Annotated in this window: 17 protein-coding genes and 2 pseudogenes; 7 read left to right on the top strand and 12 right to left on the bottom strand. The window is 70.1% G+C overall.

Going from position 1 to position 16314, the window contains the following annotated elements:
* Positions 1-224 precede the first annotated feature (224 nt).
* Entirely contained in the window at positions 225-938 is a 714-nt protein-coding gene (locus ACZ6EG_RS29480; protein ID WP_391971523.1) for a S1 family peptidase, read from the bottom strand.
* 187 nt (positions 939-1125) lie between these two features.
* On the opposite strand from ACZ6EG_RS29480, the gene ACZ6EG_RS29475 reads away from it, so the two are divergent.
* A complete protein-coding gene (locus tag ACZ6EG_RS29475) occupies positions 1126-1410 on the top strand; it encodes a hypothetical protein (RefSeq protein ID WP_391971524.1) in 285 nt (94 codons plus the stop codon).
* Between the two features lie 319 nt (positions 1411-1729).
* Here the strand turns inward: ACZ6EG_RS29475 and ACZ6EG_RS29470 are convergent.
* Both ACZ6EG_RS29470 and ACZ6EG_RS29465 read right to left on the bottom strand, forming a co-directional pair.
* Positions 1730-2250 (bottom strand): annotated as a pseudogene (locus ACZ6EG_RS29470) (GNAT family N-acetyltransferase).
* Between the two features lie 116 nt (positions 2251-2366).
* The gene (locus ACZ6EG_RS29465) at positions 2367-2978 is read right to left on the bottom strand and encodes a GNAT family N-acetyltransferase (protein ID WP_469609039.1); all 612 of its coding nucleotides are present in this window, start codon (positions 2976-2978) and stop codon (positions 2367-2369) included.
* A 126-nt stretch (positions 2979-3104) separates the two neighbouring features.
* Here ACZ6EG_RS29465 and ACZ6EG_RS29460 point away from each other — a divergent pair, with 126 nt between their 5' ends.
* Complete coding sequence (locus ACZ6EG_RS29460; RefSeq protein ID WP_391971527.1) at positions 3105-3227, top strand: hypothetical protein; 123 nt, start codon at positions 3105-3107, stop codon at positions 3225-3227.
* Between the two features lie 296 nt (positions 3228-3523).
* The gene (locus tag ACZ6EG_RS29455; protein WP_469609037.1) at positions 3524-4312 is read left to right on the top strand and encodes a hemerythrin domain-containing protein; all 789 of its coding nucleotides are present in this window, start codon (positions 3524-3526) and stop codon (positions 4310-4312) included.
* Positions 4313-4430: 118 nt separating this feature from the next.
* On the opposite strand, the gene ACZ6EG_RS29450 is transcribed toward ACZ6EG_RS29455, so the two are convergent.
* The 5 genes from ACZ6EG_RS29450 to ACZ6EG_RS29430 form a co-directional block, all read right to left on the bottom strand.
* A complete protein-coding gene (locus tag ACZ6EG_RS29450) occupies positions 4431-5168 on the bottom strand; it encodes a phosphodiesterase (RefSeq protein ID WP_469609034.1) in 738 nt (245 codons plus the stop codon).
* A 312-nt stretch (positions 5169-5480) separates the two neighbouring features.
* Positions 5481-6071, bottom strand: a complete 591-nt coding sequence (locus ACZ6EG_RS29445; protein WP_391971530.1) for a hemerythrin domain-containing protein — start codon at positions 6069-6071, stop codon at positions 5481-5483.
* A gap of 10 nt (positions 6072-6081) precedes the next feature.
* The gene (locus tag ACZ6EG_RS29440) at positions 6082-7281 is read right to left on the bottom strand and encodes a hypothetical protein (protein ID WP_469609031.1); all 1200 of its coding nucleotides are present in this window, start codon (positions 7279-7281) and stop codon (positions 6082-6084) included.
* A 1120-nt stretch (positions 7282-8401) separates the two neighbouring features.
* Positions 8402-8557 (bottom strand): hypothetical protein, encoded by a 156-nt coding sequence (locus tag ACZ6EG_RS29435; protein WP_010059700.1) that lies wholly within the window; start codon positions 8555-8557, stop codon positions 8402-8404.
* A 486-nt stretch (positions 8558-9043) separates the two neighbouring features.
* On the bottom strand, positions 9044-9529 hold the full coding sequence (locus ACZ6EG_RS29430; RefSeq protein WP_469609028.1) for a hypothetical protein: 486 nt from the start codon (positions 9527-9529) through the stop codon (positions 9044-9046).
* 177 nt (positions 9530-9706) lie between these two features.
* Here ACZ6EG_RS29430 and ACZ6EG_RS29425 point away from each other — a divergent pair, with 177 nt between their 5' ends.
* The 3 genes from ACZ6EG_RS29425 to ACZ6EG_RS29415 all read left to right on the top strand — a co-directional run bounded on the left by ACZ6EG_RS29425 (position 9707) and on the right by ACZ6EG_RS29415 (position 13456).
* Positions 9707-10189 carry an FCD domain-containing protein gene (locus ACZ6EG_RS29425; protein WP_469609026.1) on the top strand — a complete coding sequence of 161 codons (483 nt, stop codon included), beginning with the start codon at positions 9707-9709 and terminating at the stop codon, positions 10187-10189.
* Between the two features lie 232 nt (positions 10190-10421).
* On the top strand, positions 10422-12398 hold the full coding sequence (locus tag ACZ6EG_RS29420; RefSeq protein ID WP_469609023.1) for a glycoside hydrolase family 99 protein: 1977 nt from the start codon (positions 10422-10424) through the stop codon (positions 12396-12398).
* A 77-nt stretch (positions 12399-12475) separates the two neighbouring features.
* Complete coding sequence (locus ACZ6EG_RS29415; protein ID WP_469609020.1) at positions 12476-13456, top strand: threonine ammonia-lyase; 981 nt, start codon at positions 12476-12478, stop codon at positions 13454-13456.
* 408 nt (positions 13457-13864) lie between these two features.
* On the opposite strand, the gene ACZ6EG_RS29410 is transcribed toward ACZ6EG_RS29415, so the two are convergent.
* Entirely contained in the window at positions 13865-14665 is an 801-nt protein-coding gene (locus ACZ6EG_RS29410; RefSeq protein WP_391971536.1) for an inositol monophosphatase family protein, read from the bottom strand.
* Here ACZ6EG_RS29410 and ACZ6EG_RS29405 point away from each other — a divergent pair.
* Positions 14559-15428 (top strand): GNAT family N-acetyltransferase, encoded by an 870-nt coding sequence (locus ACZ6EG_RS29405; protein ID WP_469609017.1) that lies wholly within the window; start codon positions 14559-14561, stop codon positions 15426-15428. The genes ACZ6EG_RS29410 and ACZ6EG_RS29405 overlap by 107 nt on opposite strands.
* Positions 15429-15511: 83 nt before the next feature.
* On the opposite strand, the gene ACZ6EG_RS29400 is transcribed toward ACZ6EG_RS29405, so the two are convergent.
* The 3 genes and pseudogenes from ACZ6EG_RS29400 to ACZ6EG_RS29390 form a co-directional block, all read right to left on the bottom strand.
* On the bottom strand, positions 15512-15739 hold the full coding sequence (locus ACZ6EG_RS29400) for a hypothetical protein (RefSeq protein WP_469609014.1): 228 nt from the start codon (positions 15737-15739) through the stop codon (positions 15512-15514).
* Complete coding sequence (locus ACZ6EG_RS29395; RefSeq protein ID WP_391971539.1) at positions 15736-16002, bottom strand: hypothetical protein; 267 nt, start codon at positions 16000-16002, stop codon at positions 15736-15738. The genes ACZ6EG_RS29400 and ACZ6EG_RS29395 overlap by 4 nt, the downstream gene beginning before the upstream one ends.
* A 192-nt stretch (positions 16003-16194) precedes the next feature.
* Positions 16195-16296 (bottom strand): annotated as a pseudogene (locus ACZ6EG_RS29390) (alpha/beta fold hydrolase); the annotation flags it as partial.
* Positions 16297-16314: the final 18 nt, after the last annotated feature.

Genomic DNA, 16314 nt, shown 5'->3' with positions numbered 1-16314 from the left:
GTGGGCACCGTCGTCCGCGCCTCCACCTGAGCGCGTCCAGGCAGGAGCCGTGGGCCGGGCCGCGGTGGCGGACCGCGACAGGTGCGGCGCCACCGCCGCCTTCTGCAAGGGTCAGCGTGGTACCGCCCATGGGCGGGCCCGGCAGAGGCGGGGCGGTCGACTGCGCCCCCCGGGAGGGGGACGAGGCCACCTTCGTCCAGCGCTCCGCACTTCGGTGACGTCGCTCAGTAGATGCTCAGTCCGTACGCCGACAGCCACTCGACCACCGGCTGGTAGTAGGTGAAGCCTCCCGAGCTGCAGTTGCCGCTGCCGGCGACGATGATGCCGAGCGCGGTGGTGCCGGAGAAGGCAGGGCCGCCCACGTCTCCTGGTTCGGAGCAGGCACTGGACCGGAAGAGGCCGCTCACGCTTCCTCCGCCGTAGTTCACCGTGAGGTTGACCGCCTGGACGGTCCCGCAGCGGAGGCCGGTCGTGCGTCCGACGTGGCAGACCGACTGGCCGACGACGGGCTGGGCCGCGGCGGTGATGTCACGGGTGCCCGCCCCGGCGCCCAGGGAGACCTCGCCCGGACGGGCGACCGCCGTGCCGGTGTACCGGACGGTCGCGTAGTCGTTGCCGGGGAAGCTGCCTCCGGCGGTGACTCCGACGGGGACGGTGAGGGCGGCGTCGGCATACCAGGAGGTGCCGCCCGTCTGCGCACACCGGCCCGACAACAGCGCGTACTCGGCGGATCCGGAACGGGCGTTGAACCCGACGGTGCACCGGGAGCCCGCGCTGTACAGGGTGTCGCCGCCGCGCACCGCGAGCGCGGCCGGCCTCTCTCGCGGCGCGGCGTCCGCCACCGGACCGAGGACGGTGGTCCAGCCCAGGAGCAGGGCCAGGAGGACGACGGCGTGGACAGTGACGTGCGCGAGGCGGTAGGAACGCGTGCGAGCCACAGCAGCCTCCAATGTCATGTACTGGCCATTATGGCCCTCCCGGAGCCGGGCGGTCAGGCCCAAAGCCGCCAACCCCCGGTCGGTCACAGGCAGGGTCGCCATGGCCCGTTGTCACCGTTGCTTCGCCTTGTGCGATGTGCGAGCGTGACCGCGACCGTGTTGCCCAGCCCGTCGCGAGGGGAAGATCATGCGTGCACGTCGAGTCGTCGCGTCCGTCGGTGTGGCCGTAGGAATCGGGCTCGGTGCTCTGACCGGCGCCGCCGCTGAGGCCTCCGAAGGGGCGGCGCCTCAGGTCACCGCACAGCCGGCGGCCTGCAGCCAGATCACCTCGCGGCCCGGAGACACCTTCTCCCAGTACTCGGCAAGCTTCGGCATCAACGTCTACAAGCTTCTCTACGACAACAGCAACTGGTTCCACGGGGGTCCCGACGACCTCGTCCCCCCGGGCAACCGCGTCTACATCTGCCCCTGAGCCCGGATTCTGTGTGAGAGGGCCCCTGAACCCGGCGTGTGGACGCCGTGCCCCGCAGAGTCAGCGCGGAAAGCAGGCCCACCACGAGGCGAACGGCCTTGTCCGGGCCGTTCATGAGCCGGACCGTCGTGCCAACCGCTCCGGAAGCAGGCAACAGGGCTGCTGGTATGCGCAGTCGGGGCTGCTCGAACACGGCCGCCGGCGGCAGGAAGTAGGGCCCACGACACCGCGATCAGCGCGCTTCGACTGGTGCACTCGCGGCCTGCCCGAGGGCCGTCCCGGCCGCCGCCCCCGCTGAGGAAGTGCCGCTGCGGCGGGTTCAGAGGCTCTTGCGCAGGAGAACGCACATCGTCTCGTGGCGACGGATCGACCCGTCGGGTCCTTCCTCGTCCCAGGCGTCCGGCTCACGGCCGTATGCGACATAGCCGAGGCGCTCATACAAGGCGCGCGCCCGGGGGTTGTCCTCCTCTACAGCGAGTGCGGCCCTGCGCAGCCCGCGGTCCCGGATCCGTTGCTCGGCTGCTAGGACGAGCAGTGTCCCCAGGCCGCAGTCTGCAGCGCCGGCAGTACGGCGAGCTGCCACAGGGTTCCGGCTCCCTCGGCGACTTGGTAGTCGATACCGCCGATCGCCACCGGCAGATCCGCAGGAGTGCAGACAGCCAGGTATTCCACCTCACCCGCCCCAGCGCGCTCCAGGGCCCGTTCCACGTGGCTCAGATGGGTGCCCGAGCCCGACCATGTGCACGCCGGAAGATCCTGGGGCAACAGATCGCGCACCCTGACCGGCAAGGTGACGGCGGCCTCAGTGAAGTCGTCTTGAGTTTTCACGCACCGAAGCATGCGATGACAGCGACGGCACCACAACGGACTTATGACGGGCCGTTCCGGTAGGTCGGAGACAGCGATCCTGGCCCCCGAGATGGTGTGCTGTCGTTCTTCCTGAGTAGAACCGGCTGTTACTGCCCAGCCGACAGATCGAGGTCAAGGATCATGTCGAGCGACCGCACACCGTTTGTCCCGGTGAAGGAGCCGACCGCCTGGAAGCCGTTCTTCTGGTAGTAGCGTATGGCGCGTGCGTTGTCGGCGAGAACACCACCCAGCAGAATGATCCGTCTCTTGCCGAAACCTCGTGCAACGTCAGCGATGAGAGGAAAGATCTGCGTCCCCACACCTTTCCCCTGGTAGTCGTCGGCCAGAGTAGGGCCGAAGCGGCAGTCGGTCGCTGAAAGTTGGATATCGGCCTCGAGAAAGCGCGCGATGTCGTGCGGGTGGAGATCGAGACTCAACTCGAGGAGGCCGACGATCCGTCCGGCCAGTGCTTCCTCCAGCACCAGCCTGAGCTTGTCGTAGCGCGCGATCGCGTCACACAACTCCTGAGCGGTTGCGAGGTCGTATCCGTCGAAGGTACTCAGCCTCCTCGATTCGGGCGACAGGCCCGCCAGGAAGCTCGCGAGAAGCTCCGGGTCGGCGTGTGTCAGGGGCCGGAAGATCACATCCGAACCGTCGATCCGCATCAGCCGGCGGGTCAGAAGTGACGGATCACCGGCGATCTCCGGCAGCGTGAACACTCCAGCGCCCCCACCTCATCAGTCTTTCGGTGACAAGAACCTACTGGTGATCATCTTCCACGGCAATGGGCCGACCTCCAGCGCTTCTACATCTACCGCGACGTACCCGGCAGTGCGAAGATCGGCGTGCGGAACAAGTACACCGGTTCCATGATGGGCCACGACCAATACGCGGACGGCGAGTTCATACGCCAGTACTCCAGCGGCAGGCAGGACGGTACGGGCACCTACTCCTTGATCGGAGTCTGACGGCCCACATGCTGTGAGTGGCCATGCTTGTGAGCACCTCGGACTCCAGGATTCGTGTGGCCTCACGCTTCCTCGGCTCATGTCGCAGCTTGGTCACCGGCCGCGGCGGTGTCCGCCGGTCGAGGAGCCCTCAGGCGGTGAGCAGCCGCGTGGGTGGGCACTCGGCGTGTGTGTGGGAAGGAGCCCGTGATGAACAGTCCAGGTCACGAGATGTCTCATCCGCTGGAACGGGTCACCGGCGACGAGCCCGCCTGTGAGAGCGGCCAGGCACCGGGCACCGAGGAGGGAGAGGAGCCATGACGGTCTCCATCGCCGGGCAGGACGCCGCATTGCTCGGGGGCCGGAGGAGCATTCTGTGCCGCCAGCGCCGTGATCACGCGGAACTCGACGCCATGATGGACCGCTACCGGTCCGGGGGTATGGCCGGCACGGAGCGTGACGCCTTGTGGCTGGACATCGTGCAGCTGGTGTTCAGCCACGCCTTCGCCGAGGAGACCGTGCTGTGGCCGATCCTGCGGCGCGTCCACCCCGCCGGCGAAGAGCTGACCGAACAGGTCGAGCAGGAGCACCAGGCGATCAACGAGCTGATCGCCCGCGTCGAGCGGACGCCGGGCGATCCCCGCCGTGCCGGGTGGATCGAGGAGGCGTTCGTACTGATCTCGCAGGACATCCGTGACGAGGAGGACGAGCTCCTCCCCTGTCTCAAAGACGCGTTCAGTGACCGCAGACTGCGGAGCATCGGTGCCGCCTGGGAAGCGGTACGGGCCACCGCACCCACTCGTCCCCATCCTGCGGTGTCACGCCGGCCCCCGGGCAACGCGCTGAGTGGTGTTCCGCTGAGCGTTTTCGACCGGCTGCGGGACCTTTCCCCCGTTGCCTCCCCGGCTGCCCGTCGTACCACCGTGCTCCTCGCGGGCATGGCCGCGGCGGCCGGCTGCTCGGCTGTGGCCCGTCGCGCTGTCCGGCGCCGACACCCCGCGGGAAGACCACGCCGGGCTCGCCGTGCCTCACGCGATCTCGCCCTTCATCCGCTCGGGCGCGCCATGACTGCGGGACGCTTGCGGAAGCCGGGCGCCAGCAGGTGACCGGCCTGCCGCTGATCCTCGTCACGCCGGGGCTGACCGCCGCGCCCTGCATCGGGGGTCAACCGGACACCGCCAAGGGCCCCATTTGCCCACGCCCCGCACGTGGGCGGAGGCGGGGTCACCGCCTGTGCGGGTCTGGGCCAGGTTGCTCCGGCCGGTGCCGGCCGGTGGCCCGTCCCCGGCGTGAGCCGGCATAGGCGGCGTCGCGCAGACGGCGCAGTCGTCCGGTGGGCCGCAGGCCGGGCAGGCTGCGGGCGTACGGGTCGTAGGACACGGTGCTGGTGGCCGGGGCGGCGTGCGCGGCTTCCAGGGACAGCGACGCGAAAGTGGTCCACGGCTCGTCGGGGGCGGCCGCGCGCAGGTCGAAGCGGACCGGGCAGCGGGCGAGTTCCTGCCACAGCGTCGGCAGGGTGTTTCCGGAGGCGCCGTGCACCTCCGGGACCGGGAAGGCCGCCAGCACTCGTTCGCGCTCCCCCACCCGGTAGGGCAGCAAGGTGGAGTACGGGCCCTGCAGGGCGTTCGGGCGCGGCAGCGGCAGGTGGCGGCCGAGTCGGCCGCGGCGGCTGGAGGTGAACAGCAGGTCGATCGCGTTGCCCAGGCTGTCAGCGTCCTCGACCCGTACGGCCAGGCCCAGGGCGTCCGGCAGCGGCCGGGGCAGCCCGAGCGCACGGGACCAGCGCACCGTCGCCGTGTAGGAGCCGGGGCGGTCCAGCCAGGGCACGCCCCAAGGGGTGTCCCGACGGCCGGTCACGGTCAGCGTTCCCGTGCACAGCACGCCGTGGGGGTGCAGGGCCGGTGCCGAGCGCCACCGGGCCACCCGGTCGGCGACACGGTGGGCGATGCGCCTGATGATCACGTGGCCCCTCGGGGTTGGGAGCGGATGACGGCGCGGACACAACCGTCGGTCCTCTGCTTGCACATGTCTTACGTCGCGGGTGCCTGGCTGAGCGGGTGGGTGTGGCTCGCCGGGCGGGCCGTCTCCATCCCGCCGGCGGCCCTCTGGCCGGCTCCGGGTTTCCGTGACCGCCGAAGTGAAACGGCACCGCGTCCCGATGCCGGCTCTCTTACGGGCCCATCGCGGTCGCCGGCCCGCTCTGGCCGGTCCAGGCAGGGATTCAGGCGCTCCACCGGTGGGGCCGGGAGGAATCGCCCGGCCCCACCGGTGAAGTCAGTCCTTGCCCATGGCCTTGCGGACGGTGTCCTTGGTGCGGTCCATGAGGGCGGCGACCGGCCCCAGTGCCATGTTCTTGGCCGCGGACTCGACACCTGGATGGGGCCGGGTCGGCGCCATCGCCTCGGCGGCCTTGATCGCCTTGGCCATGGTGGCGAGGCCGGCGGCGTCGGTGCTGCGGCGGATGTGGGTGAACTCGTAGCGTTCCTCGGCCCGCGCGTGCTCCTGCACGTCCTTGCGCAGCTTGAGCAGCTGGGGCATGAACTTCGGGTCGTCGGTGTCCATCTCGTCCAGCGCGGACAAGGTCTCCTTGGCCGCCTTCTCCTCGGCGAGCCGGTCCTTCACCACCTGCTCGCCGCCGGGGAAGCCCTTGCGGGCGAAGGGGTGGACGACCTCCTCCTCGGCGGTCTCGTGCACGGCCAGCAGCCGCACCAGACGGTGGAAGGCGTCGCGGCGTTCCTCGCCCTTGGTGGCCTCGACCTCGTCGAAGAGGTTGCGGATGTCGCCGTGCTGGCGCATCAGCAGGGAGACGACGTCGTCGTCCTTGGAGAGGTCGTCCCCGGCGTGCGGGGTCTTCAGCTCGGACATGACGGCCTCCCTACTTCTCGCGCTGCGCGGGGTCGGGGTGCTCGCCTTCGCTCTGGACGCGGTACTCGCGCCCGAACATCTCCTGGTGCTCGTGGATCACCCGGTCGCTGGGGGGTGCCTCGCCGCCGTGGATCTGCTCCTGCATCTGCTCGAACCGCTCGTGCGCCTCACGCACGTAGCCCGCGCCCAGGGTCGTGAGGTCCATCTGGGTGTCGAGCAGCTCCCGCAGGTACCCCTTGTTCGGCTCGAAGGTGAGCACATTGGGCAGCTCGGGGGCCAGCACGGAGGCGGGGTCGCGGCCGTCGTGGCGGCGCATCAGGTCGCAGGCGGCGTGCAGGTGCTCCAGCTCCATGTTCAGGTGCAGCTCCCAGATCGCCTTGACCCTGGGGTCGCTCTCCTGCTCCATGAAGGAGTAGTACAGGTAGCACTCGTTGTACTCGTGGTTGACCAGCTGCTCCCACCACGTCTCACCCGGGTCCACGAGCGACTCGTAGTGGGTGACGTGCTCCTCCTCGATCAGCCCGATCTCCTGGTAGAGCTGGCGGGCGATCGGCTCCATGTAGGTGGGGCCGGTGTTCATGTAGAAGTTCATGGTCTGCTGCTCCGCCGACATGATCGTCAGGGCGTGCAGCTTGGACAGCGGGTTCGTCTGGTCCTTGGCGTACGGGTCGCGGACGTTGTCGACCGGATCGCGGTGGTGGTACCTGGTGGGCCGGCCGGGCATGACCTCGGTCAGGCCGTCGACGATCGACTCCGCCTTGCGGTGCTCGATCATCTCGTACAGGTTCGCGTACCGGTACAGGTGGTCGAAGTCCTCCAGCACCCCGAACTGGTACGCCTGCTTCAGGTACGGGTCCGGCTCCATCCGTGCCACCCACGCCGTCAGGTCCACGGCGACCTGCTCGTAGGCGATGGTCGTCTCCAGCACCGAGGAGACTCCGGGGAGCAGCCAGTTCACGACCTTCTGCTGCTGCGCCTCGATGTAGCGCACCCGCGCCAGCTGCCGCTTGACCTCCGGGTCGACCGTGTTCCGGGCGATCTGGTGGCTGAAGAGGATCGCCTCCACCTCGATGCCGTTCATCGTGATGATCCGGCACCGGGTGTACGGGTCGCAGTGGTCCGGGTCGATCGGGTCCACGTTCAGCTCACGCCAGTTGCGCAGCTGGCGGTCCAGCGGGATACCCCGCTGCTCCAACGGATTGAACGTCATGGGGCACTCTCCTCATTGAAAGGCCGAGCGGATGGAGTACCCCGGGCTCGCCGTTCCACGTCCGCCGAGTCGGCAGGGCGATGCCCATGCTTCGCAGATCGACGGAGCCCACGCCACACCCCACGCCCGGCCGGCTGCCTCTGTGCCCCTTCTGACCTAGTCGAGGGCGCGCGTACGCCGGCCGGACTCCGGATGCCGGCCGAGCGGCGGCGCGGGCTCTCCAAGCGGTTGGCGCTCAGCCGCCGACGGGTTCTCCCACGTTCGCCGGGACCGGCCGATGATGTCGCCCGCCGGACCGTAGCTGCACACGATGAACGTCTGGTGGGACTCCCCGCCGTCCGTCCTGCGGACTCTTGGCCCGCGTGACGGTCGCGGCTGTCCCGGCCGACGGTCGCGGCCTCCTCGGCCGATCGCGGGGTGACGCTCGACGGCACGGGGGTCCGTCAGGCGAGGAGCGTGCGGTGCGGGTGGAGGGTGACCGTGGCCCCGCGCGGGCTGTCCCATCGCTGTCCCGGCCCGTTGTAGCGGCCGCAGTAGTGCGACCAGTGCGCCGTGCCGAACACGACGTACCCCAGGGCATCGACGTGGCGTACGACGACGTGGTCCTCAGCGGTGCGGCGGGGTGCGTGCAGGAGGGCCGCAGCAGGTGAAGGCCGCCTGCGAGCCGCAACAGCTGTTCACCTTCCCGCAGCCGGTGACACCAGGACCGGGCGCAGGCTGATCTCCGCCTGGGTGGCCGGCGTCGTCGGCGAAGCGCCCAGGGACAACGTGAGGCACGGGCGGCCTGGCCTCGGGGCCGCAGCAGGAGCCCCAGCTGGACGGTGAGGTCGAGGGGGGCGGCTCGGGGCGGTACGAGCAGTCTCGGGTACCTCCGTCCGCAGCCAGGTCATGCGCCGCGTGACAACGGGCAGGACCCGGGGCACGGCACACTCTGGCTGACAAAACAGGGGCGGCGTGGGCCCGCGCCCACGCCGTTCCCATCTGTCTCTGTGGACGAACTCTCACTTCGTCCCCGGCCTCGAGTGGTCCAGAAGCTCCTCGCGGTGTCGAGTCGAGTCTCCGGCGCGGAGGGAGCTCTGGACGGTCACTCGTCGCGGCGAGTCGGTGAGGCGCCCCGACTCTAGAAGAAGTGCTTGCGTCCACCGACCGCGCGACCGGTCGCACCCAGGATCCACAGGATGGCACCCACCAGAATGAGGATGCCACCGATCGTCGTCAGCAGTCCCATGCCGACAAGCAGGCCGATGATCAGCAGAATAAGGCCAAGAATGATCATTTCAAAGCTCCATCGTCATTTCCGACTCTGACGCGTGTGCGTACAAGCTTCACAACGGTTCGAGTGCGGCCTGAGGTGTGGGGTCCCGGCCGGCTCCGAATGCCAGGACCTTCGTGCGATAGCCCTTGTGCCCGGCGACACGACGTTCACACACCTCCTCGAAAATTCGTTCACGAAAAGGCTGCTGAACCGGTCCGAGGCCACCCGGAACCCCGGCCGGCCCGCGACTGACCCGCCACGCGGGCTCTCACCGAGCTGATCCTGCTCAATGATCTCCGCACGACCGCCGCGTCCATCCCTGCCCGACGCATCGCAGCGTCGAGCAGGGTCGGGAAAGCGAAGCGCCGCAGTCTGCTCCGCGGCGTCCGGCTTCCGTGCCGTGTGGTGTGCGTCGGCCGAACCGCCGGACTCGGGCCGTGACGAGGAACCTACTGCGCGTGTTCGAGAGCTGGATGCCCGGCCTTCAGCGAGTGCCGACCGGGCGGGTCAGATGCCCATGGAAGCCATTTCAATGGCTGAGCGGTAATTGGCCGCGGCGGTGACCACGCACGCACGGTAGGTCCGGTCACTCTTCACGGCCAGGAAGTAGTCGCGCAGGTTCTTCCAGTAGTTGACCAGATACCCGAGTCCAGGCACGAAGCCGGCCGGGCGCGGCACGAGGGCGAAAGCCTCGCTGCACTCGAGGATCTCGCCGGTGGCGGTGGACAACACGCCGGCCACCTCCGCGTTCATGTTCCAACCAGCAGCCAGCTGGGGCGTCCAGATGGCACCCGCGACGGCCCGTAGCTGCTCCTGCTCCTCAGGCGTCGGGTCGCTCGTCACCGTCGCCTGCGCGCTCAGCGGTGCCCCGGCCGGCGCACTGCCCGCGGCTGCCGCGGCCGGTCCCGCCACGGCCGTCGCCACCAGGACAGCCGCGACCGCGACAGCGATCCTGGCGCCATGACGTCTGCTGTTTCCGCTACCTGTCGTCACCGTGTGTCCCTCCCCTGGAAAGCCTTCGACGCCCGAAGGTGACACGGCTCCGACCGCACGGTCAACGGCGACAATCGCGCCACATTCTCAACGAAGCACTGCGGCTCCTGCAGGCCCGCGGCCTGGTCATCGTGAGGCCCGGGCCGGGCGGCGGCCTGTTCAGCCGAGCAGTCCCCGATGGTGCGCCTGGGCAACTCCGTTCCCGCGCTGGACGCCCAGGCCAACGACGTCGCCGACACCGTCCGCATCCGCGACGCCCTCGACCCCCTCCTGATCGAGGACGCCCTCTGGCACGCCTCACCCGCCGACATCGCGGGACTGCGCCGCCACATCACCGTCATGGAGCACACCGTGGGCGCCGCCGGTCCCGTGGCCTTCGTCCACGCCGACTGGCGCCTGCACGCCGTCATCGCCGCGATCAGCCCGAACGCACTGCTCAGCTCGCTGTGCAGCCATCTGCTCGGCCTGATCGAGAGCCACACGCTGACGGTGCTGCCCGCGAGCGAGCAGCCCCTGGGCGAGTACATCGCGCATCGGCACGATCTCCACCGCGACCTGGTCGGCGCGCTGGACCGGCGGGACCGGGACGAGGCACCGCGGCCGATCCACGAGCACAACACCGGTCTCCAGGCCTCACAGGACCACGCCGGAGAGCGCTGACCTTTTCGTCCACCTCCAGGTGACGGGCCGAGCGCGTCCACGCGCCCGACCCGCCCCAGGCCGGAAGCCATGATTATTGCGTGGCTTCTTTGTCTTTTTGCGGATGCATGACTGACCCTTGCGGTTACATGCTCACGTCAATACGCTCGGCGGCAGCATCCCCGTCATCGCTGACATGACCGATGGGCTGACCGATCAGCTGCGTCGTCGGCGACCGATCAGAGGAGATCAGATGGCTGTCACGCGTCGTGCGATGCTGCAGGCCGCGACCGCGGCGGGGGTCGCCGGGGCCGTCGGGCTAACCCGGCCGGCGGTCGCCGGGCCCGCCGCGGCGAGTCCGGCCGGTGACGTGGTCGGCAAGGTGACCGTCGGCTACCAGGGCTGGTTCGCCTGTGCCGGCGACGGCGCTCCGATCAACGGCTGGTGGCACTGGTCGCACCACTGGAGCCAGGCACCGTCCGCCACCAACAAGGCCATCGTCGCCTGGCCCGACGTCCGCGACTACCCGGCCACCTACCGCACCGCCTTCAACGCCCTCGGCAACGGGCAGCCCGCCTCGCTGTTCTCCTCCTACGACCAGTCGACCGTCGACGTGCACTTCCGCTGGATGAAGCAGTACGGCATCGACACCGCCGCCCTCCAGCGGTTCAACCCGACCGGCGGCGAGGGCCCCACCCGCGACGCGATGGCGGTCAAGGTGCGCGACGCGGCCGAGGCCCACGGCGTCAAGTTCTACGTGATGTACGACGTCTCCGACTGGACGACCATGCAGACGGACATCAAGGCCGACTGGACGGGCAAGATGCGCGCCCACACGTCCTCCTCCGCCTACGCCCGGCAGAACGGGAAGCCGGTGGTGTGCGTCTGGGGCTTCGGGTTCAACGACAACCAGCGGCCATTCGCCCCGGAGCCGTGTCTGGACGTGGTGAACTGGTTCAAGGCCCAGGGGTGTTACGTGATCGGCGGGGTGCCCACCTGGTGGCGGACGGGCGACCGGGACTCACGGCCGGGTTTCGCCGGGGTCTACCACGCCTTCGACATGCTCTCCCCGTGGATGGTGGGCCGCATCGGCAGCGTCGCGGACGCCGACAACTTCTACAACGTCGCGACCGTCCCCGACCTCGCCGAGTGCACGGCACACGGCATCGACTACCAGCCGTGCGTCCTGCCCGGCGGGGTGACGGAGCGGCAGCGCGCCCACGGCGACTTCATGTGGCGGCAGTTCTACAACATGGGGCGGGCGGGGGTGCCGAGCGTGTACATCTCGATGTTCGACGAGTACAACGAGGGCAACCAGATCGCCAAGACCGCCGAGTCCCAGGCCTGGGTGCCGACGGGATCCGGACTCCTCGCCCTCGACGAGGACGGCACCCCGTGCTCCTCCGACTACTACCTGCGCCTGACCGGCGACGGCGGCAGGATGCTCAAGGGCCAGATCCCCCTCACCGCCGTCCGGCCGACCCCGACCACCGTCGTCGGGGGCGGCGACACCCTCCCCCCGACCGCCCCCGGCAACCTGCGGGTCACGGCCGTGACCGGTACGACCGTCACCCTGGCCTGGATCGCCGCCGGTGACAACGTCGGCGTGACGGGCTACCGCATCCGCCGGATCACCGGCGACACCGCCACCCCCGTCGCCGCCGCCGGCGCGAACGCCACCACCCTCACGGTGACCGGGCTCACCGCCTCGACGTCCTACACCTTCGACGCGCAGGCACTCGACGCGGCCGGTCTCGCCTCCGAGCCGTCCGGCCGGGTCACCGCGACCACCGCCGGTGACTCACCGAACACCGACCTGGCACGGCATCGGCCTACCACGGCGAGCAGTCACACCCAGGCCTACGGCTCGGCGCATGCCGTGGACGGCGACCCGCACACCTACTGGGAGAGCGCCAATCACGCCTTCCCCCAGTGGCTCCAGGTCGACCTGGGCGCCGCCACCGGAGTCGGCCGTGTCGTCCTCACCGTCCCGCCGTCCCCCGCCTGGGCCGCCCGCACCCAGACCGTCGCCGTCCAGGGCAGTACCGACGGTGTCTCCTTCAGCTCTCTGCGGGGTGCCACGGCCCTCACCTTCGACCCGTCCCGCGGAAACACCGCCACGCTGTCCCTGCCCGCCGGGGCCACCGCCCGTCACGTGCGGCTCGTGTTCACCGCCAACACCGGCTGGCCGGCCGGGCAGGTCGCCGACCTCCGGGTGTACGGCGCCTGAGCCGTACTCCTCCCCGACAGGCACCTGAACGTCCGGACGCGAGGAGGGGGGTCGCCGGTCCGCTACGCTGCCGTGTCGTGCAGGAGACGCGTCTCGACACGGCCCGGATCCGGGCGGCCCGCCGGACGATCGACCCGGTCTTCCTCGACACTCCGCTGTACCGCTGCGAGGCCCTGGAGCCCGACCTCGGGTGCAGGGTGAGCATCAAGCTCGAAACGGCGAACCCGGTCCGCAGCTTCAAGGGGCGCGGCACCGAGGTCGTCGCGAGCCTGCTCGCCGACAGCGGCCCGCGTGCCGTGGTGTGCGCGAGCGCGGGCAACCTCGGCCAGGCGCTGTCCTGGTCAGGGCGCCGCCGGGGACTCGACGTCACCGTCGTGGCCTCCCGCTTCGCGACCCGCGCCAAGCTCGATCGCATCCGCGCCCTGGGCGCCGTACTGGAACTGGTGGACGGCGACCACGAGACGGCCCGCGACCGCGCGGCGACCTTCGCACGGTCCGAGGGCATCCGCCTGGTCGAGGACAGCCTGGACATCGAGACCTGCGAGGGCGCGGCCACCATCGGCCTGGAACTGGTGGAGGCCGCGCCGTCGGTCGACGCCGTCCTGATCGCTCTGGGTGGTGGGGCGCTGGCCACCGGCGTGGGCCACGTGCTGAAGGCACTGGCACCCGAGGTCGAGGTGATCTGCGTCCAGCCACGGGGAGCACCGGCACTGACCCACTCGTGGCACCGGCGACGTGTCGTCACCACGGACACGACCGACACCATCGCCGACGGCGTCGCCGGCCGACGACCCATCCCGGCCGTCCTCGACGATCTCCTCCTGGTCGCCGACGACGCCGTCCTGGTCCGGGAGGCGTCGATCATCGCCGGCATGCGCATGCTCCTGTTACACGCCGGACTCGTCGTCGAGCCGTCGGCCGCCCTCGGCATCGCGGCGCTCCTCGAGGACCGCCAACGCTTCGCCGGCCGACACGTCGTCACCATCGTGTGCGGCAGCAACGTCGACGCGGACGCCTACCACCGCTGGATCGGCGGCCGGGACTCAGGGAGCCCGTAGTCCGCCGTCCCTCACGGGGTGTCCCCCCGGCCGGACCCGGTCGCGGTCGACTGCGCAGGCGGGCCGGTGGAGAGGAACTGCCCGCCCACCGGGTTCTGAGCGCTGCGCAACGTACGCCGTCCACGAGGGACGACGCCGTAGGCAGCCGGGAAGGAGCCGCTGAAGTGAGCCGACGAAGCGCCCGGCTGGCACGGCGACCTCGCATCGATGGCCGCCGACTCGCTGGACTGGAGCGCTGGTCCACCGTCACCGTCCCGACGCTGCTCATGCGGGGTGCGGACACCTGGCAGCCGATGCCGGCGGCTCTCGACCGGCTCGCGACCGCACTGCCCCATGCCGTCGATGGTTCCCGAGGCCGTAACGGAGGAGATCGCCGGCTTCCCGCCTCGTCCCTGAACGGTCACAGCACTATCTCCGGCTGCGCGTCATCGACATCAACCGCTCATGGGTCTCGTCGTCGGCGGCCACCACGAGTCCACGGACTCCTTCACCCATCGGGGCACCGTCGATACCCGTGACGACACAGCCGGCAGCACGGCACACGGCGATACCGGCCGCGAAGTGCACGCTCCCGAACAGCTCGTCGCCATCGGTGACATACGCGGCGCGCCTGCCGGCGGCCACCCAGGCCAACGCCAGCGTCGTGGACACGACGCGCGGGCGGAAGCCTTCGACGAACCCGGGGTGGGCCAGCAGATCAGCGGCCCGGAATCCCGGCGCGCTCGGGAACGGCGGATCCAGGTTGACGTCCACCAGTCGGGAGGCGGATGTGGGCGTCAGCGGCGCGTCGTCGGCCCCGTCATGCCTCACCCAGGCGCTCTCCCCGTCGGTGAAGAACACCTCGCCGCTGAACGGATCGGCCACGGCCGCAGCCCCGTCGCGCAGCGCCACGTTGACGGCCACCAGCATGTTGCCGACGGCGTAGTTCAGCGTGCCGCACAGAGGGTCGACCAACCACTGTCGTCCGGCGTCGGCGGCGCCCTGCTGTCCGCCCTCCTCGCCGAGCACCGCGTCACCGGGCCGTGCCGCACGGATGACGCCGAGGATCGCCTTCTCGGCCTCCACGTCGGCGGCGGTGGCGAAGTCCCCCGCACCCTTGTCGATGCGGTCGAGTTGCCACCCGTACAGGGTGCGGACCACGTCCGCACCCGCCCGGGCCCCCGCTGTCGCGACTGCGGCATCACTCGATCTCGCGTATGACTTGATCACGGTGAGCAGACTATCGAGGCGTGGCCACCGTATTGGTTGCCCGAAGTCGGCCGAGTCCTTCGGCCACGAGCCGGAGCGAGCAGTACCGCCTTCGTGCACACCCCCACCGAAATGGGCTCGCGCGCGAGTGGCCCTGCGATCTACCCTCGCGGCCATGACGTCACACGATGCGCCCGCGGGCCCTCGGATCGCTCCCGTCGCTCCCGTCGCTCCCGGGTTGGTGATCCGCCGAGAGACCGCTGACGATCACCGCGATGTGCGTGAGGTCCAGGCACGCGCCTTCGGTGGCGACGAGCGGATTCCCGGGCTCGTGGGCGCACTCCGCGTGGCGGAGGCTGCCTTGGCACCCCTGTCCTTCGTCGCCGTCGTCGACGGCCGGGTGGTCGGGCATGTCCTGCTGAGCGCCGCCCGGTTGGACGCTCCGCGCCGGATCGTGGACGTCCTGACGCTGTCACCGCTGGGCGTGGTCCCGGAGTTCCAGGGGCAGGGCATCGGGACGCGGCTCGTCGCGCATGCCCTTGAGTCGGCCGATCGTGCGGGCGTGCCGTTGGTGTTCCTGGAGGGTTCACCGGGGTACTACGGCACGCGCGGCTTCGAGGGCGCCGGCGCGGTGGGTTTCCGATCACCGTCGCTGCGTATCCCCGAAGCCGCGTTCCAGGTCGCCCGGTTGTCCGCGTACGAGCCGTGGATGACGGGCTCGTTCGTCTACTCCGACATTTTCTGGGCCTTCGACTGCGTGGGCCTGCGCAGTCCCGAGGAGTGAAGGCTCTCCTCGACTCGACCCGATCTTCAGGACCGTCCCGGTGGCGATGTCCGGCTGAGGGCCCCGGGCCCCCTCCCCCGGCGTCAGGCGGTGTGGTCGAGGGCCCACTCCAGGGCGTGGGCGGCTACCTCCTCCCAACCCTGCTGGGCGGGCATGAGGTGGGACCGGCCGGGGAGTTCGACGTAGTCGGTGACGGTGCCGGGCGCCGTGTGGTGCTTGGCGTTGGACCGCTGGATCTTCGGCGGCATGAGGTGGTCGTTCTCACCTGCGACGAACAGCAGGGGTGCTCGGTCGGCGTTGTGTTGGTTCACGTGGGTGTCGCCGTGGCCGGGGTGGACGTTGGTGAGGGCGCTGTCCCAGAAGACGTGGCCGGAGGCGGGACACGGTAGCGCTCGTAGAGGGCGCGGGCCTGGTCCTCGGGGAAGGTGTTGGTGAAGGCGTAGCGCCACTGGTCGTAGGTGCAGCCGACGGCCTTGTGCCGGTTCGCGGGGTTCCTCAGGACCGGGAAGGCGGCCTTGAGCTGCGAGAACGGGAGCATGGTCACGCCCTCGGAGGGGGCGGAGTTGAGGGCCACGCCGACCGATCAGCAGCCGCTTCGCGGAGGGGGCGCGCATGAGGGCTCCTTCGGGAGGTGGGACGGGCCCCGGGGGCGGGGTGTCCGTGACACCCCGCCCCCGGACCGCCGTCGGCGACGTGGAAGGGCACGTCGGTCGAGCAGGCGGAGCGGTGGCCGGTCGGCCGGGAGGGCGAGCGGAGGAGCGGCCGGTCAGTCGGCCAGGAAGGCGAGCAGATCGGCCTCGAACTGCTCCCTGAAGGCCCCCATCAGGCCGTGCGGGGCACCCTCGTAGACCTTGAGCGTGGCGCTTTCACCAGTTCGGCCGACGCA

The organism is Streptomyces sp. NPDC041968 (genome assembly GCF_055589025.1).
The sequence above is the reverse complement of the archived record's forward strand: the minus strand, read 5'-3'. Positions and strand labels throughout refer to the sequence as shown.